We start from the raw sequence: 25,442 nt of genomic DNA, 5'->3' as shown, positions 1-25,442 counted from the left end.
CGCCGCGCCTTACTTGCGCGGCGCCTTCACCGGCTTGCCCTTGCCGCCACGGTTGCCGCGGCAGGTTTCCAGGCGTTCGCCCTTGAGTTTGCCGGCGACGCCGTCGATGACGGGTTCGATGGTTTCCAGTGCGGTCTTGCCGGGGGCGGCGTCGATCAGTTTGAGGCCGCGGCCTTTGCCGAGCAGGCGGATTTCTTCGAGCGGGAAGACCAGGGCGCGACCGTCCTTGGTGAACGCCGCAATGTCGCCGTCGGCCGGGGCCGGCTGGAAGATGGCCGGGGCTTCGCCGTCGTCGAGGCTGAGGAAGGCCTTGCCGGCCTTGCCGCGCGAGAGCAGGTCCTCGCCCTTGACGCGGAAGCCGTAGCCGCTTTCCCCGGCGACCAGATACAGCTTGTCGGCGGCGACGGCCTGGGCGAGCAGCAATTTGCCGCCGTCCTGGAAATCGACCAGCGAGGTGGCGGGGACGCCGTCGCCCTTGCCGCCGGGCAGGTCGGCGGCGGGGATGGAGTAGGCGCGGCCCTTGGTGTCGAGCAGGATCAGGTGGTTGACCGTGCGGCAGGGAATGCAGGCGAGCAGGCTGTCGCCGGAGCGGAAAGTCAGTTGCGCCGGATCGACGTTGTGACCGGTGCGCGAGCGCAGCCAGCCGTGCTTGGAGACGATCAGCGTGGTCGGCTCGTCGGGGATCGAGACGTTCTTGGCGTCCGACAGGGTGACGCGTTCGGCGGTTTCGATCAGGGTGCGGCGGTCGTCGCCGTATTTCTTGGCGTCGGCTTCGATTTCGGCGGCGACGCAGGCGCGCAATGCGGTTTCCGAATCGAGCAGCTTGTTGAGGCCGGCGGCTTCTTCGCGCAGCTTGGCCAGTTCCTCGCCGATCTTGATGCCTTCGAGGCGGGCCAGCTGGCGCAGGCGGATTTCCAGGATGTCCTCGGCCTGGATTTCCGAGAGCTTGAAATGGGCGATCAGGTCGGCCTTGGGGTCGTCCGATTCGCGGATGACCTTGATCACGCGGTCGATGTCGAGCAGGATCGCCTGCCGGCCTTCGAGGATGTGGATGCGCCGTTCGGCGGCAGACAGCCGGTGGCGGGTGCGCTTTTCCACAGTCGCCAGCCGGAAGCGGCACCATTCGGCGATCATGTCGTAGAGCGTGCCTTGGCGCGGCGAGCCGGTCAGGCCGAGCAGCGTCAGGTTGATCGAGGCGTTGGTCTCCAGGCTGGTGTGAGCGAGCAGCAGGCGGACCAGATCGTCCTGGCCCTGGCGCGAGCTGGCCGGTTCGATGACCAGGCGGACGTCGTGTTCCTTGCCCGATTCGTCGCGCACGCCGCTTTCGCCAATGGCCGAGAGGAAGGCCGCCTTGAGGTTGAGCTGTTCCGGCGTGAACACCTTCTTGCCGGCCTTTTCCTTGGCCACCGGGTTGGAGCAGGCTTCAATCTCGGACATCACGGTGGCCGTGGACACGCCCGGCGGCAGTTCGGTGACGACCAGGCGCCACTGGCCGCGCGCCAGCGGCTCGATCTTCCATTTGGCGCGCACGCGCAGGCTGCCGCGACCGCTCTTGTAGGTGGCGGCGATTTCCTCGGGCGTCGAGATGATCTGGGCGCCGCCCGGGTAATCCGGGCCGGGCACCAGGCGCAGGATTTCGTCCTCGCTGGTGGCCGGGTCGCGGATCAGCGCGACGGCGGCGCTGGCGATCTCGCGCAGGTTGTGCGAGGGGATTTCGGTGGCCATGCCGACGGCGATGCCGGAGGCGCCGTTCAGCAGGCAGAAGGGCAGGCGCGCCGGCAGCAGGCAGGGTTCGTCATTGACCCCGTCGTAATTCGGCTTCCAGTCCACCGTGCCTTCGTCGAGTTCGGCGAGCAGCAGTTCGGCAATCGGCGTCAGCCGGGTTTCGGTGTAGCGCATGGCGGCGGCGTTGTCGCCGTCGCGCGAGCCGAAGTTGCCCTGGCCGTCGACCACCGGGTAGCGCAGGCTCCAGTCCTGGGCCATGCGCACCATCGCGTCGTACACCGACGAGTCGCCGTGCGGGTGGTATTTACCGATCACGTCGCCGACGACGCGCGCCGATTTGACGTGCTTCGGGCTCTTGTACAGGCCCATCCGGTGCATCGCGTAGAGGATGCGCCGCTGCACCGGCTTCTGGCCGTCGGCGTTGGCCGGCAGGGCGCGGCCGGTGACCACGCTCATCGCGTATTCGAGATAGCGGCGGGCGGCGTAGTCGGCCGGCGTCGGGATGTCTTCGGCCGGGCCTTGCGCGGCGGGCGGCAGGGGCGGCTCGCCGGGCGGCAGCGCAGCTTCGGGGTCGGCGGGCGGGGCGGAGAAGAGATCGAATTGGTCGTTCATGGCGTTCTGCAGTTGCATCGGGCGAGCGCGATGTTAACCGATTTGGCACCTGGCATCCCATGCGAAGCCATGCATTTGCTGGGCTTGTCCATAACCGGTTTCGATTATCCCTATCCCTGAAGGGGGTAATTGAGGCGCAGACCAGCTCTTTCTAGACTGGGTGCGTTGAAAAATAACTCAAGGAGTGAATCATGAATGCACGTCAATGGGTGTTCGGTCTGCTGGCCACCGCTGTGGCAGTTCCGGTCCTGGCAAGCGAGACCAAGGTCAGCCTGTTCGATCGTCCGGTACAGAAAATCGAGGATCTGCCGGATGACCATTACGGCCGTCTGGTCCGCTACGGCCATGAATTGACCACGCGCACCTTCGCTCACATCGGCCCTGAAGTGAAAGACAAGAAAATGCGCTTTGCCGGCAATAACCTGGCTTGCGCATCCTGCCACCAGGATAATGCAACCAAGCCGTTTGCCATGCCTTGGACAGGAGTCACGGCTGCCTTTCCCCAGTACCGGGGTCGCGAGGATGACCTGAGTACGGTCGAAGACCGGGTCAATGGCTGCATGCAGCGCAGTATGAGTGGTAAGGCACTGCCGTTCGAGTCCCGGGAAATGAAAGCCTATGTGACCTATATCCATTTCCTGTCACGCGGCATTCCGGTCGGTGCCGAGATTGAAGGGGCGGCCACCAAGCGCGCCAGAGCGCCGAATCGGCGTGCCGATCTGGCTGCAGGGGAGGCGGTGTATGTCGCCCAGTGCGCCGCCTGTCATGGGGCCAATGGCGAGGGGGTACGGGTTGGCGTCAAGGGTGATGCTCAGGGGTATGTTTTTCCGCCATTGTGGGGAGCTGACTCCTTCAATGATGGTGCTGGCATGAATCGCCTGCTGATGGCCTATCGCTATATCCTGCACAATATGCCGCAGGGCACCAGCCATCTCAATCCGACACTCAGCGTTGATGAAGCCTATGACGTTGCTGCTTACATGGTGTCCAAGCCGCGTCCGCACAAGAAACATCTTGACCGGGATTTTCCGGCTCGCTGGAACAAGCCGATTGATGCGTCTTTTCCCCCGTATGTGCATGGTGCAACGCCGGATCAGCACAAGTATGGTCCGTTCCCGCCGCTCCTCGAAAAGGCCAAGCAACTGGAGGCAGAGTACAAGGCGAAGCAGGCCGTGAAGTAGGTAACTAGATGTTCTGACAGTCGGGTCAGCCCATTGATGGGGCTGGCCCTTTTTTCACTCAATCGAGGCCGTTAGGGTCAGCGCGCAGGATCAAGCGGGCCAGTTCGGCCGCACTGCCAGTGCCGGTTTTTTCCATCACATGCTGGCGGTGGACATGTACGGTGTTGTCGCTGATCGATAGTTCGCGGGCAATTTCCTTGTTTGACAGTCCACGCGCCAGGAGGCGCCCGACCTCGCTCTCACGTGGCGATAGCCGGGCAAGCAGGTGGCGGGCATCCTGACAGCGTTGACTTGCCTGCTGGCGTTCCTGGCTGATGCCTACGGCGCGTTCTACCGTATCGAGAAAAACCTGGTCCTTGAAGGGTTTCTGAAGGAAATCGATGGCACCGTCTTTCATTGCCTGAACTGCCAGATCAACGTCGCCGTGCCCGGTCATGAAAATGATTGGCCAAGGGGAAGCGGTCGCCAGGAGACGGCGCTGCAATTCAAGTCCGCTAATCCTGGGCATGCGGATGTCGAGTACCAGACAGCCACCGCCGACTGGAAAATCTGGCAAGTGGTCGAGAAATGCTTCGCCGGATTCGTGGCCCTTGGCTAGCCAGCCAGCCGACTCGAGCAGAAAAATCAGTGAACGGCGAAAGGGGGCTTCATCATCGATGACGTGAATGATGGCGTGGGATTCCGTGCGGTTCATGGGCAAGCTGCGGGTAAAGTAAAGGAAACGGATAGTCCGGGGCCATCCGACGGCTGTTCGGCCGCCAGTTGGCCGGCATGCGCTTCGATGATTCGCTTGCAGATTGACAGCCCGAGGCCCATGCCATCCGGTTTGGTTGTGAAGAAAGGCTCGAACAGGTGTTTTCGCGCATCTTCGTTCAGACCGATCCCGTGATCGCGGACGCTGACCCGGATTTGTTCCCCTTGTCTGTCAAGGCTGATTCTGATCGGCAAGCCGGCATCGCCTGCGGTGCGATGCGCGTCGACCGCATTTTTCAGCAGATTGAGCAGGACCTGCTGAATCTGCAATGGATCGACTTCGACATCGCTGGGTGTGTCCCCCAGCTGGTTGTTGAGGAGAATGTCCGGTGCGCGGGCCAGCATGCCGCGAAATAAACGGCTTGACTCCTCGGTCAATGCAACAACGTTGCGCCTTTCCCTGGGTTGGACGCGCTTGCGGGCGAAGTCGCGGATACTTTCAAGTATCTGTGCAGCTCGTTCGGATTCGTTGGCGATTTCCCCCGCTGCCTGAGCGACCGCTTCATTCGACAGGCGTCCGGCATTCAGTCGTCGGGTCAGGCTGTGGGCGTAGTTGCCGATGGTTGCGAGCGGCTGGTTGAGTTCGTGGGCCAGGGTTCCTGATAATTCGCCGAGTATGGATAGGCGTGACAAGTGCTCCATCTGCTGTTGCTGGGTGCGAATGTTCTCTTCCAGTTCGTCGCGTGCACTCAGCGCAGCGGACAGTTCGCGGGTGCGTCGCTGGACCAGAACCTCAACGCGCAAGGTGTAAGCCAGCCAGAGCAGCATGAATACCAGTATCGCCGCCCCAAGTGGCCAGTAGCGGTGAATTTGTGAGGCCAGGCGATGTTCGCGCAGGAAATCGTATGGGGCGATCTGAAGCCCGCGCAGCATTTCGTGCACCGGGTGGTAGTCAGCTGGGACGCCCCAATGGAGGACGCTGTCGGTGCGTTGAAGCGAGAGCAGTGCGATCATTACCTCGCGTGACAGGGCTTCTGGCGTTTTCTTGGCGGCGGCGAAGGCCCAGCCAGGATATGCGGGTGATGAACTCTGGCAGGGGCTGTCCGATCCCTGTGGCGAAAGGACTCGAAACTCGTCGTTGTTGACGCTTCCTTCGCGGATCAGCTGTTCAAGCAGGCAGCTCCGGATCGCACCCGCATCGGCTTGACCGTTGCGGACGGCGTCGATGACACGTGACATCGGGTAATCGGTGTATAGAGGAAGGAAATCGTGATTTTCCGGGTCAATGTTGCGACGCTTGAGTTCGGCCCAGATTACCTGATAGCCGCCGAATGCTTCTGGCGATACTGCAGCAAGCCGCTGCCCACGCAAGTTGTCGAGGGTCTCCAGATCTTTGCGTTGGGCGCGCACGATGACCGCCGAACCTACTGCATGGGCAGAGTCCTGACCCGGCTCGATTAATTGGGTGGCAATGCGTGTGACACCGTGCCGCGCTTCGAGAACAACATAATGCCCGGGGTTTGTGACGACGAAATCGATCTCGCCAGCGGCGATTGCAGCCTCGAGTTGATGGAGGTCTAGGTAGCGCAGTTTGATGGGATGATCGGGAAGCGATTTTGATAGCGCCTCACCTAACGGTTGCCATTGCGTTTGGGCGGTGTCTTCCCCTAGCCAGGCCAGGATACCAATGCGGATATCACCGGCTAGGGCCAGGGTTGGCAGCGCGAGCAGCAGGAAAATCAGGAGTCGCATCGTGTGCCGATGTTAACCGATTTGCCTGTGCGTGCAGCGAGCCATTGGTGAAATCCCTAGGTTTCAGTAGTCGGTGAAATTAATAAAATCATGGGTTTGCCAAATTCGGTCTGCTCATGACAACTTCGCACGCGCCACGCGCCCACTGGTCCAGCCGCTGGGCCTTCATTCTGGTGACCATCGGTTCGGCGGTTGGTCTGGGCAATATCTGGAAGTTTCCGTACATGACCGGCGTCAATGGCGGCAGCGCCTTTGTGTTGGTCTATCTTGCCTGCATCGTCGGTATCGGCGTGCCGCTGCTGATGGCGGAAACCCTGCTCGGCCGGCGCGGCCAGAGCAGTCCGGTGGGCAGCATGCGCCTGCTCGCCGATGAGGCCGGCGCCAGCCGCTTGTGGCAGGTGATCGGCTACATCGGGATCGTCGGTGCCTTCCTGATCCTGTCGTTCTACAGTGTGGTTGCCGGCTGGGTGCTCGAATACACGGTACGTGCGGTCGAGGGTTTTGAAGCCTTGCCCAAAGAGGCTTTCGGCGAGGCCTTCGGGGCGCTGCTGGCCGATCCGAAGCGGATGATCCTGTGGCATACCGCCTTCATGGGCATGTGCGGGCTGGTGGTGCTCGGCGGCGTGACGCGCGGCATCGAACGGGCCAACAAGATCATGATGCCGGCGCTGTTCGCCATCCTCGTTTTCCTGCTCGGCTACGGTGCGGTTGCCGCCGATCTGCCAGCAGCTTTCCGCTTCCTGTTCCACTTCGAGCCGGAGGCAATCAACCGCAGCGTGCTGTTTGCCGCCATGGGGCACGCCTTCTTCACGCTCAGCCTGGGCATGGGGGCGATCATCACCTACGGTTCGTATCTCGAACGCAATGTGTCGATTCCGCGCACCTGCCTCTATATTGCCGGTGCCGACACGCTGGTGGCGATTCTTTCCGGGCTGTCGATCTTTGCCATCGTCTTCGCCCAGGGGCTGGAGCCGGCGGCCGGTCCCGGCCTGATCCTGCAGACCTTGCCGCTGGCTTTCTCGCAGATGCCGGGCGGGCATTTCATCGGCGTGCTGTTCTTCGTGCTGGTGGTCTTTGCCGCCTGGAGTTCGGCCATCTCGCTGCTGGAGCCGGGCGTGACCCTGCTGGTCGAGCGTTTCGACATGAGCCGGCCGGCGGCGGTGTTGTTGCTGTGTGCCGGCGTGTGGTTGCTCGGCATCGCGGTTGCCTTGTCGTTCAACGACTGGAGCGGTTTCACCGTCTTCGGGCTGGGCCTGTTCGATCTGCTCGACACGCTGACCAGCAAGATCATGATGCCGCTGGCCGGCCTGCTGATTGCCCTGTTTGCCGCCTGGGTGATGAAGCGCTCGCATGTGGCCGACGAAATCGGCCTCAGCGGTCGTGCGTTTGCCATGTGGTACAACGTGGTGCGCTTCGTTTCGCCGGTGGCGATCGTGGTCATCTTCCTGAACGTGATCGGAGTGCTCGGCTAAGCCAGGCAATAGCGACCGCGCCCGGCTTCCTTGGCGCGGTACATGGCCTGGTCGGCGGCGATCAGCAGGCGGTCCTGGTCGCAGTTGCCGTCGCCGATGGCGATGCCGATCGAGGTGCCGAGTACGCATGAACCAGCAGGGAGGTCGAACGGCGTGGCGAAGACGGCCAGGCATTTGTCGGCCACCCGTTCGGCGGTTTCGCCCGCCGATGCGTCAAGGTCGGAGAGCAGGACGACGAATTCATCGCCGCCGACGCGAGCCAGCGTGTCTTCGCGGCGGATCACCGCCAATAGCCGGTTGGCCACTTCGCGCAGGGCCAGGTCGCCGGTTTCGTGGCCGTGGCGGTCGTTGATCGGCTTGAAACCGTCGAGATCGAGAAACAGCACGGCAACCCAGCCGTCGTTGCGGTGCGCGCGGGCCAGCGCCAGTTTCATCCGGTCGGCCAGCAGCTTGCGGTTGGGCAGGCCGGTCAACTGGTCGTGATGCGCCATGTGGCTGAGTTCGGCCTGGCTTTCCAGGAGCTTCGACAGCACCCGGTTGAAGGCTGCGGTCAGGTGGCCGACCTCGTCGTTGCGTGCGACCGGTAGCGGCTCCAGCGGCAGTTCGCCCTGGGTCATGCGGTCGGCCCGCTTGGCCGTTTCCATCAGCGGACGCATCATCCGGCGCATGATCAGGATCATTGCCAGGATGAACAGCGGCAGGATGATCACCGTATTGCGCAGGATGTAGTGGATCAATCGGCTGACCGAGCCATGCGCTTCGCTGGTTGGCAGACGGGCAACGACGAACCAATCAAGGCTTGGCACCGAGGCGGTAGCCACGATTTCCTCGACGCCCTTGGCGTTGACGGTGATGCCTGTGCCGCGAAAGCCGTTCATGGCCAGGTCGTGCAGCGGGTTGATGCCGGGGGCAGGCGTCGGGGCGAGGATCATCGTCGGGTCGGAGGCGCCGACGAACAGCTTGTCGCGTGGCGAGATCAGCAGTAGACCGCCGGTTTTTCCGATTCGGGTGGTGTACAACGTGGCCAGGAAGTTTCCCGACTGCAATTCCGAAACACCGACGAGAATTCCGCGTACCGATCCACCGTCATCGAGCAGTGGCGCCGCCATCGGCAGGATGGGAAATGGAGCAATACGACCGGTCGTAGGCTGTCCAACCGCCAAGTGGCCCTGGCTGGCTTGGCGGAAGTAGTCACGATCAGCGGCCGAACTGCCGGCACGGCCGGGCACCGCCGGGAAGTCGGCGATGATCTGTCCTGCGGTGTCGAGTACGAACAGGCCGCGCGAGAACAGCGGATTTGTTTCCTGGCGCTCCTGTAGCCAGGCGCGCAGTTGAGCCGGTCTACCGAGCAGCGCAGGCGGCAGTTTGCTGGCCAGGTGAGTGAGCAGGTCGCGGCGGGCGACGATGTCGCGATCGACGTCCTGCGCAGCATAGTGGGCGATCGACGTCAGTTGGGCCGAGGTCAGCTGGGTCAGGTCGTTGCGCAGATAGCTGCTGAGAAAGATCATACGACCCAGGGCGCCGACGAGCAGCAGCGCCGAACCGAGCAGGATCAGTCGGGTGGTCAGGCTGTCGGCGCGGAGGCACAATCTCATCTTGGCATGAGGTTTCGGTTGGGGCGGCTGCAAGCTTACGCGAGATTGCTGCTGAGCGCCCGGCCGATGAAGTCGCGTTTGACCCGGGGTTTGGGCATGCGTTCGTCGAACCAGCGGCGGACGTCGTCGTCGAGGCAGATGCCGTGCATGTAGTTGTACAGCGCCTTGTTCAATCCCTTACCGAGGCTGGCGTGGTCGGTGCCGGTCGGGTCGATGAAGGCCACGTCGTTTTTGGCGAAGCCCTTGAACGCTTCCGGTTTGAGCGTGATGCCGTATGCCGCCGGATCGCGCCCGACCGGCGAATGCACGGTGCACGCGAAGCGGTGAAAGAAGCCGGACTGGATGCAGCCTTCGGCGAATAGCTGGCGCACGTATTCCAGCGCATCGACCGTGTCCTGCACGGTCTGCGTCGGGAAGCCGTACATCAGGTAGGCGTGGACCAGGATGCCGGCGTCCGTGAAGGCGCGGGTGACGCGCGCCACCTGGTCGACCGAGACGCCTTTTTTCATCAGCGCCAGCAGGCGATCGGAGGCAACCTCCAGGCCGCCGGAAATGGCGATGCAGCCGCTGTCGGCGAGCTGCAGGCAGAGTTCGGGCGTGAACGACTTCTCGAAGCGGACGTTGCCCCACCAGGAAATCGCCAGATTGCGCCGCTGCAGTTCCTCGGCCAGCGCGCGCAGGGCCTTCGGCGGTGCTGCTTCGTCGACGAAATGGAAGCCGCTGTGGCCGGTCTCGTCGACGATGCGCTCGATGCGGTCGACCAGCGTGCTGGCGTTGGCGGCTTCGAAGCGCGAGATGTAGTCGAGGCTGACGTCGCAGAAGCTGCACTTCTTCCAATAGCAGCCGTGCGCGACGGTCAGCTTGTTCCAGTGCCCGTCCGACCACAGACGGTGCATCGGATTGAGCATGTCGAGCAGCGACAGGTAACGGTCGAGCGGCAGGCCGTCCCAGGTCGGCGTGCCGACGTCCTCGAACGGCACGTCCGGCTCGCCGCTGGTGAACCAGCGCACGGCGCCGTCGACGCGGGTGAAGGTGCGCAGCAGGTTGAGGCGCGGCCGCTGCCCGGCGAGGTGCTCGATCAGCGCCAGCAGCGGTGCTTCGCCGTCATCAAGCGTGACGTAGTCGACGTAATCGAAGACACGCGGCTCAGCCAGTTCGCGCAACTCGGTATTGACCCAGCCGCCGCCGAGGACGATGACGATCTGCGGATACTTCGCTTTCACCGCCTGGGCAATGCGAAAGGCGGCATAGACCGAGCCGGGGAAGGGCACCGAGAGCAGCAGCATATCCGGTTGTTCCCGGTCGACCGTGGCCAGCGCCAGTTTTTCCAGCGTCGCATCGACCGGCGTCGGCGGCGCCGCCAGCGCCTGCGCCAGCGGCTCGAAGCTGGGCTGGCTCTGGGCCAGCGATTCGGCGTAGCGGACGAACTCGAAGCGCGGGTCGGCGGCCTCGCGGATGACGTCGGCGAGGTCGTTGAGGAAGAGCGTCGCCAGATGGCGGGCGCGGTCCTGGATGCCGAGCGCGCCGAAGGCCCAGCCGAGCGGATCGCCGCTGCCGTCGTCGACATAGTGGTCGAGCGCCGAAAAGCGCGGCCCTTCGGGCAGGAAGGCGCGCGTGCAGATGCGGTGCGCCAGCGAGCCGTCGCGCCCCTGCAGCAGCGCCAGTGCCGGCCCGGTGGCGACGCGGTAGCGCTCGAACTGGTTGAGGAAGGTCTTGATCGTCGGCGAGCGCTGCTTGCGCGGCAGTGCTTCCGCTGCCGCCCGCAACTGCTCGAGGCCAGCCGGCGACAGCAGTTCGAGGACGGTGAGCAGTGCCAGGTCGGCCTGCGCCGCGTCGAAGCCGCGCGAACGCAGGAAGCCCGTCAGGTAGGCTGTCGCCGGGTAAGGCGTGTTCAGCTGCGTCAGCGGCGGAATCACCGACAGGAGGCGGGGGCGGGCGGGTAGGGCGGTCATCGCCGGCAGTTTACCCGCTGCCGTCGGTAAACGACATGGGGCGGCCCGCAGGCCGCCCCGGATCGATGTGTTTCTGGTTCGCTGCCGACTCAGCCGAGTACGGTTCTCTGCTTGTTGTACTGCTCCAGTGCCCGCTGCGTACCGTAGGAAATGGCGTCTTCAACGGAAGCGAACTGACGGCGCGACGAGTTGTTGTTGCTGGACTGAGCCTTGCTGCTTTCCTCGTTGGTGGCGCTGGTCTGGCGAGCGGCAGTCTGCTCGGCAGCACGGGCCGTGCCGTAGGCAATGGCTTCGTCGACCGAGGCGAATTGACGGCGGGACGTGCCGTTGCTGGCCTGGGTCCGGGTGTTTTCTTCGTTGTTGGCGCTGTTCTGTTGAACACCGCGCTGCTCGGCCGCACGGGCGGTGCCGTAGGCGATGGCTTCGTCGACCGAAGCAAACTGGCGACGTTCCGGCCGTGCCGTGGCCGATGTGCTGCGCGTGCTTTCTGCCTGTTGTTTGGCGACGCCGTCGGCGCTCAGCGTGACTTTGGTCGAACTGTTGTCACCGGTCGTCGAGGTGGCACGCGAAACCTGTTGCTGGGCATTTTTCAGCCCGGTGGTGTCGGCACCGATGGCGCTGGCCATTTTCTCGGCAGCCTTCAGGCTGTTGCTCAGGGCGTTCATCGACCGCTCATTACGGCTATTGACCGCCTGGTTGCGATAGGCGTCTTGCGCGGCGGTGCTGGAACTGATGGGGCTGGACATGATGGCCTCCTGGGTCAGGATGCGGTGTTGCGGGTCATTGAGACGACTAGGTCAATACTGTACGCCAAGCGAGGGCGGCTTGTGCAAAGAAAATGAGCAATGCAACAAAAGTGCTTATCCGTCAGTTGGCTAGCAGCAACACCCAGTACGCTTCCACAGACTTATCCACAGATTTCGTGGATAACCCGGAGGCTGGCGCGAGCGGCCTTTCGGGCTTTATACTGTGAATATGAACAGTTATCGCCGCATCGCCCATCTCGACATGGACGCCTTCTTCGCGTCGGTCGAGCTCCAGCATTACCCGATGCTGCGCGGCCAGCCGGTGGTCGTCGGCGGTCGCCGCGTCGACCGTCCGGTCGAGCAGGCCGACGGCAGCCTGCGTTTTGCCCGGCTGCGCGATTACGTCGGGCGCGGCGTGATCACCACCTCGACCTACGAGGCGCGGGCGCTCGGCGTGTTTTCCGGGATGGGGCTGATGAAGGCGGCGCAACTGGCGCCCGACGCCATCCTGCTGCCGGCCAACTTCGACGCCTACCGCGACTACTCGCGGCGTTTCAAGGCGGCGGTGGCGAGCGTCGCGCCGGTGATCGAGGACCGCGGCATCGACGAGATCTACATCGACCTGAGCGGCATCGCCGAGGACAGCCTGCCGCTGGCCCGGCGGATCAAGCAGGCGGTATTCGCGGCGACCGGGCTGAGCTGTTCGATCGGCATCACCCCGAACAAGCTGCTGGCCAAGATCGCTTCCGACCTCGACAAGCCCGACGGCATCACCATCCTCGGCCACGACGACGTGCCGACGCGGATCTGGCCGCTGGCGGCGCGCAAGATCAACGGCATCGGCCCGAAGGCGGCCGAGCGGCTGCGCGCCATGGGCGTCGACACGGTCGGCCAGCTGGCGGCGGTGGCCGAGAGCGAACTGGTGCGCCGCTTCGGCGCCAGCACCGGCAGCTGGCTGTGGCGGGCCGCCCGCGGCATCGACGAGCGGCCGCTGGTGACAGAGCGCGACCCCAAGTCGGTCAGCCGCGAGAGCACCTTCGAGCGCGACCTCGACGTCGGCCTCGACCGGGCGGCGCTGTCCGAGGCCTTCACCGGGCTGTGCGCCCGGGTCGCCGACGACCTCGCGCGCAAGGGGCTGGTGGCGCGGACGATCGGCATCAAGCTGCGCTTTGCCGATTTCAGCACAGTCACCCGCGACCTGACGCTGCCTGAACCACTGGCCGATGCCCAGGCGATCCGCCAGGCGGCCGGGCAGTGCCTGAAGCGCATCGCGCTCGGCAAACGCATCCGCCTGCTCGGCGTGCGCGCCGCCGGGCTGCAGCCGCCGGCGACGACGCCGGTCCCGGTGGCGGTGCAGGCCGAGTTGCAACTCTTTTAGCGGCCGGCCCCGCCTGCCTTTATCATTCGCGCTTTTGCCGCCGGCCGCCGCCATGTCCTACCTGCTCATCGTCAACCTGATCTGGTCGTTTTCCTTCAGCCTGATCGGCCAGTATCTCGCCGGCCAGGTCGACAGCGACTTTGCGGTGCTCGCCCGGGTTGCCGTCGCCGCCCTGATCTTCTTGCCGTTCACCGTCTGGCGCGGGCTGCCGGCGCGGCTGGCGGCGGGTTTCTGGCTGGCCGGGGCGCTCCAGTTCGGCATCACTTACCTTTGTCTGTACCGCAGCTTCAGCGTGCTGACGGTGCCGGAAGTGCTGCTGTTCACGGTGCTGACGCCGATCTACGTGACCCTGATCGAGGACGCGCTCGAACGCCGCTTCAACCGCTGGGCGCTGTTCGCCGCCGCGGTCGCTGTCGGCGGCGGTATCATGATCCGCTGGCAGCCGCTGGCCGGCGATTTCCTGTGGGGTTTCGTGCTGCTGCAGATCGCCAACGCGACCTTCGCCGCCGGCCAGGTGCTGTGCCGCCACCTGTTGCTGCGCCACCCGGTCGAGCTGCCGCTGTACCGCTTTTTCGGCCATTTCTTCCTCGGCGCGCTGGTCCTCGTGCTGCCGTCCTTCCTGATCTTCGGCAACCCGGACAAGCTGCCGGTCACGGCGATCCAGTGGGGCGTGCTGCTGTGGATGGGGCTGTTCGCCACGGCACTCGGCTTGTTCTGGTGGGTCAAGGGCAGTGTCCGCGTCGATGCCGGCACGCTGGCGGTGATGAACGAGCTGCACGTACCGCTCGGCCTGCTGGTCAACCTGCTGATCTGGAACCGCGACGCCGACCTCGCCAAGATCGCGCTCGGCGGCAGCGTCATCCTGCTGTCGCTGGGAATCAGCCGGCTTGGCCGGCGGCCGGTGCCGGCCGCCGCCTGACCCGGTTCAGTAGAACAGCGCGCCGAGATCGAGCGTCGGCCGTCGGCCGAGCGCCTCGCGCTGGTCGGCCAGCCAGCGGCCGGCGTGGGCGCGGCCCTGGTCGCGCAATTTTTCGAAGAAAACCCGGTTGACCGCCAGCTTGCTGTCGGCCGGCAGTTCGCCGAGCACGCTGTCGGCGCTGATTGCGTGGAAGCGCAGGCGGGCGAAGCGGCGTTCCAGGCGGGCCACCGGCAGGCGGTCGAGCAGCCAGTCGGGCAGCGGTTGCTCGCTGGCGATCTGCTCGCGCAGGTGGGCGAACATCCGCATCTCGCGCAGGAAGGTGGCGTTGAATGCCAGTTCGCGCAGGCGCTCGCGGATTTCCTTGGCACTGGCCGGGGTTTCGTTGAAACGCAGCGGCGACAGCAGGACCAGCAGGATGTCGGCCGACTGGCAGTGATAGACCAGCGGGAAGACCGCCGGATTGGCGCTGTAGCCGCCATCCCAGTAGGGTTCGCCGTCGATCTCGATGGTCCGGTGGATGGTCGGCAGGCAGGCCGAAGCGAGCAGCGTGTCGGCCGACAGTTCGTGGTTCTGGAACAGCCGCAGCTTGCCGGAATTGGCGTGGGTCGCGGCGATGAACAGCTTGACCGGGCTGGCGGCGCGCAGGCCGGCGAAGTCGATCTGGCGCTCGATGACGTCGCGCAGCGGGTTGAGGTCGAAGGGGTTCAACTGCTCCGGGCTGAGGTGATCGGTCCATTGCAGCATCATCTTCAGCGCCGGCGCCATGCTGCTGCTCTGGGCGCTGCCGAACTGCGCCGGCATGGTCTCGGCCATCGCCAGCCAGAAATCAGCCAGCGCCCGGCGCGCGCCCTCGCGGCCGCCATGCAGCAGGCCGTGGGCGAGGCAAGCGGCGTTCATGGCGCCGGCACTGGTGCCGCTGACGCCTTCGAAATCGATCGATTCATCCTCGAGCAGCGCGTCGAGCACGCCCCAGGTGAAAGCGCCGTGGGCGCCACCGCCTTGCAGGGCGAGGTTGATCCGGGAGGGCAGGGGACTGCTGGTCATCGGTGCGGACTCCGCTGGGGCGACGCCCCGATGATAGCCGTGCCCGGCGTTCACCGCAGCAGTTTGCTGCGGATCGCCGGCAGCGCCGCTTGCGCGGCCCGTTCGCCCTCGATCATCGCCTCGTGGCGGGCGGCGAAATTCCAGGATTTGACGTAGGGCAGGCGCGGCCGGATGACGATGTCGGCTTCGGCCAGTTCGGTCTTGCCGATGACGTTGCCCATGATCGTCGTCGTCTGCCAGAGAATCGCGCTCATGCTGTCGACTGGCTGGCCTTCGGCGGTCGCGGAAATATCGACGGCAATGACGAAATCGGCACCCATCTCGCGCACCGCGCGCACCGGCACCGGGCTGGTCAGGCCGCCGTCGACGTATTGCCGGCCGTTGATTGCCACCGGCTGGAAAACGCCGGGGACGGCCGCCGACGCACGCACTGCCATGCCGCTGTCGCCGCTGCGGAAAACGACGCGTTCGCCGCTGTTGAGATCGGTGACGACGGTGCCGAAAGCGATGTTCAGCTTTTCCAGCGGCCGGCGTTTGAGGTGCTGGTTGACGAAGGACTGCAGCGCTTCGCCCTTGAGCAGGCCGGGGCCGCGCAGCGTCCAGTCGGCGAACAGCGTTTCGTCGAGCTGGATCGCCAGCTTCTGCATGGCGAAGGCGTCGAAACCGCCCGCGTAGAGCGAACCGACGACGGCACCGGCACTGGTGCCGACGACGTAATCGGGCACGATGCCATGCGATTCGAGCATCTTGATCACGCCGATATGGGCGAAGCCGCGCGCGGCGCCACCGCCCAAGGCCAGGCCGATTTTCGGTTTGGCTGCTACTGGCGGCGGGCTGACGACGATGGGGGCGGGCGCCGGTTCGGGCTTGCTGCCGGGCAGGGTCATGCAGCCGGAGAGCAGCAAGGCGCCAACAAGGAGCAAGGCACGGCGGCTGGCGGACGAGGCGGAAAAACGCGCGGAAATCATGGTGCCGCGATCATAGCCGCCCGGCGCCCGGCGGCTGTTGACGGCACACCCGCTTTTTAGGGGATTTTTGTAACGGTGCGCTCTCAGACATCCGTCTCGACCAGCCCACCGTCCTTCTCCATCCAGGCCCGGCGGCCGGCGGCTTCGCCTTTACCCATCAGCAGCGTGAAGGTCCGGGCCATTTCGACCAGGGTCTCGCGCGCTGCCTGGAACGGCACCAGCCGGCGGGTATCCGGGCAGAGCGTGGTTTCCCAGAGCTGGTCGGGGTTCATTTCACCGAGGCCCTTGAAGCGCGAGACGGTGATCTTGTTCTCGTTGATGCCTTCCTCGCGCAGCTTGTGCAGGGTCTGTTCCTTCTCGGCTTCGTCGAGGCAGTAGATCTTGCGCGTATGGCCGCGGGCTTCGACGTCGACGCGGAACAGCGGCGGCTGGGCGACGTGGATGTGGCCTTTCTCGACCAGCGCCGGGAAGTGCTTGAGGAAGAGCGTGAACAGCAGGACCTGGATGTGCGAGCCATCGACGTCGGCGTCGGACATGACGATGATGCGGCCGTAACGCAGGCCGGAGAGGTCAATGCTGTCGAGCTGGTCGATGCCGTGGGGGTCGACGCCGACCGCCACCGAGATGTCGTGCACTTCGTTGTTCTTGAACAACTGGTCGCGTTCGACTTCCCAGGTGTTGAGGACCTTGCCGCGCAGCGGCAGCACGGCTTGCGTTTCCTTGTCGCGGCCCTGCTTGGCCGAGCCGCCGGCCGAGTCGCCCTCGACCAGGAAGAGTTCGTTGCGGCTGATGTCGTCGGATTCGCAGTCGGTCAGTTTGCCGGGCAGGGTGGCGATGCCGGAGGATTTCTTCTTCTCGACCTTCTGCGTCGATTTCAGCCGGTTCTGTGCGGCCTTGACCGCCAGTTCGGCAATCTTCCTGCCGAAGTCGGCGTGGTTGTTCAACCACAACTCGAACGGGTCGCGGACCATCTGGGCGACCAGCTTGTAGGCGTCGCGGCTGGTCAGCTTTTCCTTGGTCTGGCCCTGGAACTGCGGGTCGAGCACCTTGGCCGAGAGCAGGTAGGTCATCTTGCCGCAGACGTCTTCCTGAGCCAGCTTCACTTTCGCCGGCAGGATCGCGTGGTGTTCGGCAAAGGCCTTGACCGCCTCGAACACGCCGGATTTCAGCCCGGCCTCGTGGGTGCCGCCGTCGAGCGTCGGAATCAGGTTGACGTAACTTTCCGGCTTGCCGCCGCCTTCCTCGAACCAGGCCAGCGCCCAGGTCGCGCCTTCGCCGACGGCGAAACCGTTGTCCACGGCGACATATTTCTCGCCGACGAAGATCGGCGCCACTGGCGTGCCGGCCATCATTTCGGCCAGGTAGTCGGCCATGCCGTTCTGGTAGCACCAGACCTTCTTGTCCTGGCCGTCGATTTCCAGTTCGACGGTAACGTTGGGCATCAGCACGGCCTTCGAGCGCAGCAGGTGTTCAAGCTGGCCGAGGTTGACCTTCGGTGAATCGAAATACTTGGGGTCGGGCGAGATGCGTATCGTCGTGCCGGTCGTACGCGGGCCGACCTCGCCGATTTTCGCCAGCGGCTCGACAACGAAACCGTCGGCGAAGACGATCTTGTGCACGCCGCCAGCGCGCTTGATCTCGACTTCCAGGCGGGTGGACAGCGCGTTGGTCACCGAAACGCCGACGCCGTGCAGACCGCCGGAGAAACGGTAGGCGTTGCCCGATTCCTTCTTGTTGAACTTGCCGCCGGCGTGCAGCTTGCAGAACACCAGCTCGACCGCCGGCTTGCCTTCCTCCGGATGAATTTCGACCGGGATGCCGCGGCCGTTGTCGGACACCTCGATGACGCCGTCGGCGCCGATGCGCACCGCGATCTTTTTGGCGAAGCCGGCCAGCGCCTCGTCGGCGGCGTTGTCGATGACTTCCTGGACGATGTGCGTCGGGCAGGTCGTCCTGGTGTACATCCCCGGGCGTTCCTTGACGGGTTCAAGGTCCTTGAGGACGCGGATCGAAGCAGCGGAATAGTCGGTCATCGGGCGGAAAAGGATTCTGTAAACGGAGGCCAGCGGTGCCAGCCAGGAAAGCTGCAGGATTTTAGCCGCTACACCAACTTGTGCGCGGTTTTTTGCACATTCCCACATTTCGCAAAATTGGCGTATGGTAGATAAAAATAACAACTTGCCGATTACCCTGGGAGCGAGGGAGACAAGCCGTGGATCAAGAAAACACTGGGCCAGCCCTGCAACTGCACTTCGACGAAGCGTCGAAGAAGCTGCTGGCGACCGTCATTACCGACCGCGAGGCGCCGCCGCTGGATGAGCCCGGCCTGCGAGAATTTCTGGCTGCGCAAGGCTGGAGTGCGCTGCGTTACCTGCCGAACATGGCCATCGGGCTACTGGCCAGCCACAACGCCGGCGTTGCCTGTACGCTGCCGATTGCCGAGGCCATCGATGCCGTGATCGGCATCGAGCTATCCCCGGATGGCGTCGAAGCCTGGCTGAACATTGTGCCGTCCGAGGGCGGTGCAGCGGCCACCGCTGACGCCGTGCTCGCGCTGCTGGCCGACAACGGAATCGGCGAAGGCATCGACATGGCGGCAATCGCAGCCGCCGTTGCTGCGGGCAGCGCCAGCCATGTCGTCATTGCCCGTGGTGTGCCGCCGGTGAATGGTGCCGATGGACGGCTCGAATCGCTGTTGCCGGAAGTCCGTGATCGGCGCCCCCAGGTTGATGCCAGCGGCCATACCGATTACCGCGATCTCGGCGACATCTTCGTCGTGCACAGCGGCGACTGGCTGATGCTGCGCCATCCGCCGACCGACGGCACGCCCGGGCGCAGTCTGCTTGGTGAAACGATCCCGGCGACGCCGGGCAAGACGGTGATGTACGCCAGTTCATTACCCGGTACCGCCTTCGATCCGGCCAATCCCGACCTGCTGGTGGCGGCAATCAACGGCCAGCCAGTGGTCGTCGCCGGCGGCATGATGGTCGAACCGGTCTATCGCGTGGCCACAGTATCGACCGCCACCGGCAACGTCGATTTCGACGGCAGCGTCGTGGTCGCCGGCGATGTGTGCACCGGCATGACGGTGCGCGCTTCCGGCGACATCGAGGTCGGCGGCGTGGTCGACATGGGTACGCTGGAAGCGGGCGGCAGCATCGTCGTCAAGGGCGGCGCCATGGGTTCGCTCGGGCGCAAGACCAGCGAGGAATGCCATATCCGCAGTGGCGGCAGCTTTCACTCGGCCTATGCCCAGCAGGCCAGGATCGAGGCGGGCGACAGCATCTTCATCGACGATACGGCGATGCAGTGCGAACTCACCGCGATCAACCACATCAATGTCGGCGGCAAGCGGCGCGGCCACATCATCGGCGGTCACCTGCAGGCGACGCTGTCGATCACCGGCAAGGTTGTCGGTTCGCCCAACCGCGTGCTGACGCATTGTGCAATCGGCGTCAATCCGCTGCTGCACAAGCAACTGCTGCAGATGAACAAGGTCCGCGACGAGCGTGAAACGCAACTGCTCGAGGTCGCCAAGCTGCTCGATTTCGCCGGCAAGAACCCCGGCCGCCTGCGCCCCGACATGATCGCCAAGGCGCGTGCCACCGCCGCGCAGTTGTCGGCGCAGATCGCCGAAATGCGCGAGGAACAGGATGCGCTGACCCACAAGATCGAGCTGTCGCAGCAATCCCGTGTGGTGGCCAAAGAGCTGCTGTGCGAAGGGGTCGAGGTGCATCTCGGCAACCAGTGCTACAAGGTGGTCGGCGAGCACGGCGCCTGCGCGGTTGGAATGGGCGGCAACGGCCTCGAATTGATGGCGATTGACGACAAGGAAGGCTGATCGGTCACGCTGCGGGAACTTCCTGCTAATCTCGCACACCTAGCTGTCGATCATTTACCAGGAGCACCCATGAACATCGCCGACATCGCCACCACCCGCCGTACCTGCAAGGCCTTCGATCCGACCCGCAAGATCGATCCCGCGGCCATCGAACAATTGAAGACGCTGCTGCGCTTCGCGCCGTCGTCGGTCAACTCGCAGCCCTGGCACTACATCATTGCCAGCACCGAGGAAGGCAAGGAGAAGATTGCGGCAACGCTGGCCGGTCGTTTCGAATACAACGCGCCCAAGGTGCGCAATGCCTCGCACGTGGTTGTCCTCTGTGTCCGTCGCGACCTCGACGATGCCCACCTGCAGGCCCTGATCGAGCAGGAAACGCGCGACGGCCGCTTCGCCACGCCGGAAGCGAAGGAGATGCAGCACAACGCCCGCGTCTTCTACACCACGCTGCATCGCGACCAGTTGAACGACCTGCCGCGGTGGACCGAGAAGCAGATCTACATCGCCCTCGGCTCGCTGCTCTTCGGCGCCGCCGCGCTCGGCATCGACGCCTGCCCGATGGAAGGGATCGATGCCGCCGCCGTCGATGCGGCGCTCGGTCTCGAAGCCCAGGGTCTGCGCTGCGTGCTGCTGACTGCGCTCGGCTACGGCAGCGCGCAGGATTTCAACGCCACGTTGCCGAAGTCGCGTCTGCCGGTTGCTTCGGTGATCAGCGAAATCTGAGTTCTCAGCCGGCCGGCCGCGACATGTAGCGTGCCGGCCCGGGGTAGGTCGCCAGGGCCGTTGCGCCCGCTGGCGAAAGCTTGTCGTGGTCGACGAAGCCCTGGCGCTGCCAGAAGCTGAATGCCGCCTGCACGCAGACCAGGGCCGCATGTGCCAGCCCGCGTTGGCGGGCGGCCTGCAGGGCGTGGCCGACCAGTGCCGCGCCCAGGCCGCAGCCGGCAGCTGAGGGCGATACCGCCAGATCGTGGAAATAGAGGCAGTCGGCCGATCCGGCCAGCTCGAAAACGCCGCCCAGCGGCGTCACCTTGCCCAGTCGCGACGGGTAGGTCGCCAGATAGGCGCAGATTTCCCCGTGTTTTTCCGCCACCCAGGCAAATTCTCCTGCCGTGTCCAGACGCTGCTGCCAGGTTGCCGCATCCTCGTTCATCGACGGCGGGTAGCACAGGCGCTGTACGGCCAGTATCGACGGCAGGTCGGCGGGATGGCTGGGGCGAAGGTGGATTGGGTCGGTCTGCATGGGGATGCGATTCTAGGCCGGCAATCGGCGAAGTCAATTTGCCCGCCGACAGGTAACATGCGCTTTTCATCACCGTGAGGCGCCGTCGATGAGCAAGGCACTGCGTTGGTCGGAACGCTGGTTCCGCTTCGGATTGTGGATCGTTGCCGTGGTCTTCGCCAGTTTCCTGATCGGGCTGGGCGGCAATATCGTTGAAAACCTGCCGCGCGTCGAGCAGCGATTGACCTTGGACAGCTTCCTCGACCAGGCGGCCGCCGAGCGTCTGCGTAGCGAGATCGAAGCGGCGCAGCAGGCCCGCCAGACGGCACAGGATGCGCATGACCAGGCGCAACTGAAACTGAACATCGCCCGTTCGGACGCGAGCACGGCCCGCGACACCTTCAACAACTGGCTGGCGACCCGGCGGGCCACGCAACGCGCCGAGCAGGATCAGGAGCTGATCGCCCGCACCGGCGAGCTCGATGCCCTGAAAGCTGCCGAGCGCCAGGCGCTGGCAGCGGTGCAAACCCAGCAGCAGGCCCTGCTCGACCAGCAACAGGCGGAAAGCCGCGCCCGGCAAGCGCTGAGCGACATGCGCGAGGCGGCCGGCGAACGCTATCACGACGAGTTGCGCGGCCAGGAATTGCGCGTCTTCGGCTACCGCCTGGCGCTGACCCTGCCGCTGCTGGCGGTCGCCGGCTGGCTGTTCGCCAAGCAGCGCAAGAGTACCTGGTGGCCGTTCGTCTGGGGTTTCATCTACTTCGCGCTGTTTGCCTTCTTCGTCGAGCTGGTGCCCTACATCCCGAGCTACGGCGGCTGGGTGCGCTACGTGGTCGGCATCGTGCTCACCGTTCTGGTCGGGCGTTACGCAATCATTGCCCTGAATCGTTATCTGGAGCGCCAGAAACAGGCCGAGGCTCTGCCCGACGTCGAGCGGCGCAAGGAACTGTCCTACGACGTGGCGCTCGCGCGACTGGGCAAGAAGGTCTGTCCCGGTTGCGAGCGCGCCGTCGATCTGACCAATACCGCCATCGATTACTGCCCGCACTGCGGCATCTGCCTGTTCGACCACTGCACCGCCTGTAACGAACGCAAGAGCGCCTTCGCCCGTTTCTGCCACGCCTGCGGCGCGGCAGCGCGCAGCTAGAGGAGGAGGGCGCCGGCCAGCGCGCAGCCGGCGACGACGCGCCACGGCGCCTGCTTGCCGAACATCAGCGCGGCGAAGGCGAGGGCGGCGAGCAGCAGTTCCAGCGGCCCGTGGATGGCGCTGGTCCACACCGGGTCGTAGAGCGCCGCCAGCAGGATGCCGACGACCACAGCATTGACGCCGCCCAGGGCGGCACGGGCGCGCTGGTTGGTGTGCAGCGCGTCCCAGAAGGGCAGCGCCCCGGCCACCAGCAGAAAGGCCGGCAGGAAGATGGCCAGCAGCGCCAGCAGGCCACCGACCCAGCCGTTGGGGGCGAGGTTGCCGGCGGCGCCGAGGAAGGCGGCGAAGGTGAACAGCGGGCCGGGCACCGCCTGCGCCGCGCCGTAACCGGCGAGGAAAGTCTCGCTGCCGATCCAGCCCGGAGCGACGGTTTCAGCCTGCAGCAGCGGCAGCACCACATGCCCGCCACCGAAAACCAGGGCGCCGGCCCGGTAGAAGGCATCGACCATGGCCAGCGCCTGTCCGGGGAAGGCCTGCGCCAGCAGCGGCAGTCCGGCCAGACCCAGGAAGAAGAACAGCAGCCAGAGGCTGGCGGCACGCCGGCCGATGCCGGCGGCGAGCGCTTCGCCGGGGGCGGCGACGCCTGACTGCTTGAGGCTCAAGCCGATCAGTCCGCCGACGACAATCACGCCGATCTGGCTCCAGGCCGACGGCAGGGCGAGCAGAAAGGCGGCGGCCGCTAGTGCCAGTACGCGCCGGGGCCAGTCCGGGCAGAGGCTCTTGGCCATGCCCCAGACCGCCTGTGCGACGACGGCGACGGCGACGATCTTGAGGCCGGCGATCAGGCCGCCGGGCAGGCGGTCGCCGAATTCGACCAGACCGATGGCAAACAGGATCAGCAGGATCGCCGACGGCAGCGTGAAGCCGCACCAGGCGGCCAGCGCGCCACGATAACCGGCGCGTTGCAGGCCGAGTGCCAGACCGACCTGGCTGCTCGCCGGGCCGGGCAGGAACTGACAGAGCGCGACCAGATCGGCGTAGGCGGCATCACTCAACCAGCGGCGACGATGAACAAATTCCTCGCGGAAATAGCCAAGGTGGGCAATCGGGCCACCGAAGGCAGTCAGGCCGAGGCGGAGGAAGATCAGGAAGGTTTCGCGGACAGGAGAGAGAGGCGTCATGCGCGCAGTTTAGCGACGTAATGTTGCAGAAAACAGGATGGTTTACATTTTCGAACACAAGCCGGCGCGTGATTTGTTAGGCTCGTTCCTGCTAGATCATCCGGAGTTTGAATCGATGTCCGTCATGCGCAAGATTGCTGTGGTTTTCGCCGTGTTGTTCGCTTTGCTGGCCGTCGCGGCCGGTGTTGTCTATGCGCTGTTCGACGCCGAGGCGATCAAGCGCCAGATTGCCGAACAGGTAGCCACCAAGACTGGCCGGGTACTGACCATCGGTGGCGAGGTCGGCCTGTCGATCTGGCCGGAACTGGCGGTGCGCGCCGGTCGCGTCAGTCTGTCGGAAGCCGACGGCAAGACCGATTTTGCCGCCATCGATTCGCTGCGCGTCGCCGTGGCGGTGATGCCGCTGTTGTCCGGGCGGCTGGAAGCCAGGGAAATCGAGATCGACGGTCTGGCGCTGACGCTGATCAAGCGACGCGACGGATCGCTCAATATCGACGATCTGCTGGCCGGTCAGAAAGAAAAGCCGGCTGGCGAGGCCAAGCCCGCCGCCCCTGAGAGCAGCCAGCCTCTGCAAGTGGACATCGCCGGTCTGGCCTTGCGCAACGCCCGCTTCACCTGGCGCGACCAGACGACCGGCAAGACGACACAGCTTTCCTCGATTGATTTTTCGACCGGTCGCCTGCAGGCCGACAGCGCCGCCGCCACCCTGGCGATTGACGCGCTCAAGCTGGCAACGCGCGGCAGCAGCGGCGATGACAGTTTCGAATTTGCCATCGACATGCCGGCCATCCGCCTGGCCGGGCAGCGTCTGGAAACCCCGTTTTCCGGCAACCTCGGCCTGGTCAGCAGCAAGCTGCCGATGCGCAGCCTGAAATTGCCCTTGTCCGGCAAACTGGCTGTCGATCTGGCCAAGTCGAGCGCCAGCCTGGGGCTCGACACCCGGCTCGATGAATCGAAAATCGGGCTGCAACTGGCGGTTGAGGGTTTTTCGCCGCTATTTTTCAATTTTGACCTGAAGGTCGATCAACTCAATGTCGACCGCTATCTGCCGCCAAAAGCCAGCGCCAGTGCCGGTCAGGCGACGCCAACCGGTGGCGAGGCCCCCGTCGCCAAGGGCAAGGCTGACGACGCCATCGACCTGTCGGCGCTCAACGAGTTGAATTTCCGTGGCCGGGTGGCGATCGGACAGCTACAGGCGCAGGGCCTGAAAGTGTCGGCGCTCGATGCACGGATCGCGGCAGCCAACGGCCGACTGGATATCTCACCGATGACCGCCAGACTCTACGGCGGCAGCCTCGACGGTGCACTCGGCGTGAATGCGCGCGGCAATGTGTTCACGGTGCGCCAGAAATTGGCCGACATCGATATCCGGGAGCTGATGAAGGACGCGATCGACAAGGAACCGCTGGAAGGGCGCGGTAGCTTGTCACTCGATGTGAGTACGCGCGGGGGCAACGCCGATGCCCTGAAGCGCGCGCTGGCCGGTCAGGCGGCGCTCGAACTACGCGATGGCGCGGTGCGCGGCGTCAATGTCGGCAAGATGTTGCGCGACGCCAAGGCCGTGCTCAAATCCGGTCAAGCCGGAAGCGCCACAGCCAGCACCACGGAAAAGACCGACTTCGCCGAACTGACCGCTTCTTTCCGGATCGCCGGCGGGGTGGCGCGCAACGATGATCTGGCCATGAAGTCGCCGCTGCTGCGTCTGGGCGGCGCCGGCGATATCGACATCGGCAACAGCCGTATCGACTACCTGGCCAAGGTCAGCGTTGTTAATACTGCGCAAGGTCAGGAGGGCAAGGAGCTCGCCGAACTGCGCGGCATCACCATCCCGATCCGCCTGCGCGGTCCCTTCGACAAGCTCTCGTACTCGCTCGAAGTCGGTGATCTATTGAAGGATGCGGCCAAGGCCAAGGTCGAGGAAAAGAAGCAGGAACTCAAGCAAAAGGCCAACGAAAAACTCCAGGAAAAGCTGGGCGGCAAATTGCAGGGCTTGTTCGGGAAATGAGTCTTCCGACCT

The 25,442-nt window shown here is 64.7% G+C and carries 19 protein-coding genes; 8 read left to right on the top strand and 11 right to left on the bottom strand.

Features of this window, described 5'->3' with window-relative positions:
* Positions 1 to 9 precede the first annotated feature (9 nt).
* Positions 10 to 2,337, bottom strand: coding sequence for a DNA topoisomerase IV subunit A (gene parC / locus AADV58_RS12540; protein ID WP_341743353.1), 2,328 nt, complete (start codon positions 2,335 to 2,337; stop codon positions 10 to 12).
* A gap of 191 nt (positions 2,338 to 2,528) precedes the next feature.
* Between parC and AADV58_RS12535 the strand changes: the two genes are divergently transcribed.
* The gene (locus tag AADV58_RS12535; protein ID WP_043421525.1) at positions 2,529 to 3,518 is read left to right on the top strand and encodes a c-type cytochrome; all 990 of its coding nucleotides are present in this window, start codon (positions 2,529 to 2,531) and stop codon (positions 3,516 to 3,518) included.
* Between the two features lie 58 nt (positions 3,519 to 3,576).
* Here AADV58_RS12535 and AADV58_RS12530 read toward each other — a convergent pair whose 3' ends face one another.
* On the bottom strand, positions 3,577 to 4,212 hold the full coding sequence (locus tag AADV58_RS12530; RefSeq protein WP_028995377.1) for a response regulator transcription factor: 636 nt from the start codon (positions 4,210 to 4,212) through the stop codon (positions 3,577 to 3,579).
* Positions 4,209 to 5,963 carry a sensor histidine kinase gene (locus AADV58_RS12525; protein WP_028995378.1) on the bottom strand — a complete coding sequence of 585 codons (1,755 nt, stop codon included), beginning with the start codon at positions 5,961 to 5,963 and terminating at the stop codon, positions 4,209 to 4,211. The genes AADV58_RS12530 and AADV58_RS12525 overlap by 4 nt, the downstream gene beginning before the upstream one ends.
* Before the next feature lie 116 nt (positions 5,964 to 6,079).
* Between AADV58_RS12525 and AADV58_RS12520 the strand changes: the two genes are divergently transcribed.
* Positions 6,080 to 7,435, top strand: coding sequence for a sodium-dependent transporter (locus AADV58_RS12520; RefSeq protein WP_028995379.1), 1,356 nt, complete (start codon positions 6,080 to 6,082; stop codon positions 7,433 to 7,435).
* Here AADV58_RS12520 and AADV58_RS12515 read toward each other — a convergent pair.
* The 3 genes from AADV58_RS12515 to AADV58_RS12505 form a co-directional block, all read right to left on the bottom strand.
* Positions 7,432 to 9,030, bottom strand: coding sequence for a GGDEF domain-containing protein (locus AADV58_RS12515; RefSeq protein WP_341743352.1), 1,599 nt, complete (start codon positions 9,028 to 9,030; stop codon positions 7,432 to 7,434). The genes AADV58_RS12520 and AADV58_RS12515 overlap by 4 nt on opposite strands.
* A 35-nt stretch (positions 9,031 to 9,065) precedes the next feature.
* A complete protein-coding gene (locus AADV58_RS12510; RefSeq protein ID WP_341743351.1) occupies positions 9,066 to 10,982 on the bottom strand; it encodes a B12-binding domain-containing radical SAM protein in 1,917 nt (638 codons plus the stop codon).
* A gap of 89 nt (positions 10,983 to 11,071) precedes the next feature.
* On the bottom strand, positions 11,072 to 11,728 hold the full coding sequence (locus tag AADV58_RS12505) for a hypothetical protein (protein WP_341743350.1): 657 nt from the start codon (positions 11,726 to 11,728) through the stop codon (positions 11,072 to 11,074).
* Positions 11,729 to 11,957: 229 nt separating this feature from the next.
* Between AADV58_RS12505 and dinB the strand changes: the two genes are divergently transcribed.
* Positions 11,958 to 13,106 carry a DNA polymerase IV gene (gene dinB / locus AADV58_RS12500; RefSeq protein WP_341743349.1) on the top strand — a complete coding sequence of 383 codons (1,149 nt, stop codon included), beginning with the start codon at positions 11,958 to 11,960 and terminating at the stop codon, positions 13,104 to 13,106.
* Between the two features lie 52 nt (positions 13,107 to 13,158).
* The gene (locus tag AADV58_RS12495) at positions 13,159 to 14,025 is read left to right on the top strand and encodes an EamA family transporter (protein WP_341743348.1); all 867 of its coding nucleotides are present in this window, start codon (positions 13,159 to 13,161) and stop codon (positions 14,023 to 14,025) included.
* A 6-nt stretch (positions 14,026 to 14,031) separates the two neighbouring features.
* On the opposite strand, the gene AADV58_RS12490 is transcribed toward AADV58_RS12495, so the two are convergent.
* The 3 genes from AADV58_RS12490 to parE all read right to left on the bottom strand — a co-directional run bounded on the left by AADV58_RS12490 (position 14,032) and on the right by parE (position 18,070).
* Entirely contained in the window at positions 14,032 to 15,069 is a 1,038-nt protein-coding gene (locus AADV58_RS12490) for a patatin-like phospholipase family protein (protein WP_341743347.1), read from the bottom strand.
* Between the two features lie 50 nt (positions 15,070 to 15,119).
* Positions 15,120 to 16,037: a patatin-like phospholipase family protein gene (locus tag AADV58_RS12485; protein ID WP_341743346.1), complete on the bottom strand. Its 918-nt coding sequence runs from the start codon at positions 16,035 to 16,037 to the stop codon at positions 15,120 to 15,122.
* An 83-nt stretch (positions 16,038 to 16,120) separates the two neighbouring features.
* Entirely contained in the window at positions 16,121 to 18,070 is a 1,950-nt protein-coding gene (gene parE / locus AADV58_RS12480; protein WP_341743345.1) for a DNA topoisomerase IV subunit B, read from the bottom strand.
* A gap of 179 nt (positions 18,071 to 18,249) precedes the next feature.
* Between parE and AADV58_RS12475 the strand changes: the two genes are divergently transcribed.
* Together AADV58_RS12475 and nfsB are read left to right on the top strand one after the other, a co-directional pair.
* Entirely contained in the window at positions 18,250 to 19,878 is a 1,629-nt protein-coding gene (locus AADV58_RS12475) for a FapA family protein (RefSeq protein ID WP_341743344.1), read from the top strand.
* A gap of 69 nt (positions 19,879 to 19,947) precedes the next feature.
* A complete protein-coding gene (gene nfsB, locus AADV58_RS12470; protein ID WP_281983091.1) occupies positions 19,948 to 20,601 on the top strand; it encodes an oxygen-insensitive NAD(P)H nitroreductase in 654 nt (217 codons plus the stop codon).
* A gap of 4 nt (positions 20,602 to 20,605) precedes the next feature.
* Here nfsB and AADV58_RS12465 read toward each other — a convergent pair whose 3' ends face one another.
* The gene (locus AADV58_RS12465) at positions 20,606 to 21,118 is read right to left on the bottom strand and encodes a GNAT family N-acetyltransferase (protein ID WP_341743343.1); all 513 of its coding nucleotides are present in this window, start codon (positions 21,116 to 21,118) and stop codon (positions 20,606 to 20,608) included.
* A gap of 88 nt (positions 21,119 to 21,206) precedes the next feature.
* On the opposite strand from AADV58_RS12465, the gene AADV58_RS12460 reads away from it, so the two are divergent.
* The gene (locus AADV58_RS12460) at positions 21,207 to 22,244 is read left to right on the top strand and encodes a serine endopeptidase (protein WP_341743342.1); all 1,038 of its coding nucleotides are present in this window, start codon (positions 21,207 to 21,209) and stop codon (positions 22,242 to 22,244) included.
* On the opposite strand, the gene chrA is transcribed toward AADV58_RS12460, so the two are convergent.
* A complete protein-coding gene (gene chrA, locus AADV58_RS12455) occupies positions 22,241 to 23,425 on the bottom strand; it encodes a chromate efflux transporter (RefSeq protein WP_341743341.1) in 1,185 nt (394 codons plus the stop codon). The genes AADV58_RS12460 and chrA overlap by 4 nt on opposite strands.
* 115 nt (positions 23,426 to 23,540) lie before the next feature.
* Here chrA and AADV58_RS12450 point away from each other — a divergent pair, with 115 nt between their 5' ends.
* Positions 23,541 to 25,430, top strand: a complete 1,890-nt coding sequence (locus AADV58_RS12450) for an AsmA family protein (protein WP_341743340.1) — start codon at positions 23,541 to 23,543, stop codon at positions 25,428 to 25,430.
* Positions 25,431 to 25,442: the final 12 nt, after the last annotated feature.

Source organism: Azonexus hydrophilus (assembly GCF_038368255.1).
Classification (GTDB): Bacteria; Pseudomonadota; Gammaproteobacteria; order Burkholderiales; family Rhodocyclaceae; genus Azonexus; species Azonexus hydrophilus.
This window is presented reverse-complemented; position numbering and strand designations above follow the sequence as displayed.

Bases quoted from the DNA above. Each gene is read 5' to 3' on its own strand.
- parC (WP_341743353.1), bottom strand. From the start codon at position 2,337: ATGAACGACCAATTCGATCTCTTCTCCGCCCCGCCCGCCGACCCCGAA.
- AADV58_RS12510 (WP_341743351.1), bottom strand. From the start codon at position 10,982: ATGACCGCCCTACCCGCCCGCCCCCGCCTCCTGTCGGTGATTCCGCCG.
- nfsB (WP_281983091.1), top strand. From the start codon at position 19,948: ATGAACATCGCCGACATCGCCACCACCCGCCGTACCTGCAAGGCCTTC.
- AADV58_RS12525 (WP_028995378.1), bottom strand. From the start codon at position 5,963: ATGCGACTCCTGATTTTCCTGCTGCTCGCGCTGCCAACCCTGGCCCTA.
- parE (WP_341743345.1), bottom strand. From the start codon at position 18,070: ATGACCGACTATTCCGCTGCTTCGATCCGCGTCCTCAAGGACCTTGAA.
- AADV58_RS12485 (WP_341743346.1), bottom strand. From the start codon at position 16,037: ATGATTTCCGCGCGTTTTTCCGCCTCGTCCGCCAGCCGCCGTGCCTTG.
- dinB (WP_341743349.1), top strand. From the start codon at position 11,958: ATGAACAGTTATCGCCGCATCGCCCATCTCGACATGGACGCCTTCTTC.
- AADV58_RS12465 (WP_341743343.1), bottom strand. From the start codon at position 21,118: ATGCAGACCGACCCAATCCACCTTCGCCCCAGCCATCCCGCCGACCTG.
- AADV58_RS12495 (WP_341743348.1), top strand. From the start codon at position 13,159: ATGTCCTACCTGCTCATCGTCAACCTGATCTGGTCGTTTTCCTTCAGC.
- AADV58_RS12450 (WP_341743340.1), top strand. From the start codon at position 23,541: ATGTCCGTCATGCGCAAGATTGCTGTGGTTTTCGCCGTGTTGTTCGCT.
- AADV58_RS12515 (WP_341743352.1), bottom strand. From the start codon at position 9,030: ATGAGATTGTGCCTCCGCGCCGACAGCCTGACCACCCGACTGATCCTG.
- AADV58_RS12460 (WP_341743342.1), top strand. From the start codon at position 21,207: ATGAGCAAGGCACTGCGTTGGTCGGAACGCTGGTTCCGCTTCGGATTG.
- AADV58_RS12535 (WP_043421525.1), top strand. From the start codon at position 2,529: ATGAATGCACGTCAATGGGTGTTCGGTCTGCTGGCCACCGCTGTGGCA.
- AADV58_RS12520 (WP_028995379.1), top strand. From the start codon at position 6,080: ATGACAACTTCGCACGCGCCACGCGCCCACTGGTCCAGCCGCTGGGCC.
- chrA (WP_341743341.1), bottom strand. From the start codon at position 23,425: ATGACGCCTCTCTCTCCTGTCCGCGAAACCTTCCTGATCTTCCTCCGC.
- AADV58_RS12490 (WP_341743347.1), bottom strand. From the start codon at position 15,069: ATGACCAGCAGTCCCCTGCCCTCCCGGATCAACCTCGCCCTGCAAGGC.
- AADV58_RS12530 (WP_028995377.1), bottom strand. From the start codon at position 4,212: ATGAACCGCACGGAATCCCACGCCATCATTCACGTCATCGATGATGAA.
- AADV58_RS12505 (WP_341743350.1), bottom strand. From the start codon at position 11,728: ATGTCCAGCCCCATCAGTTCCAGCACCGCCGCGCAAGACGCCTATCGC.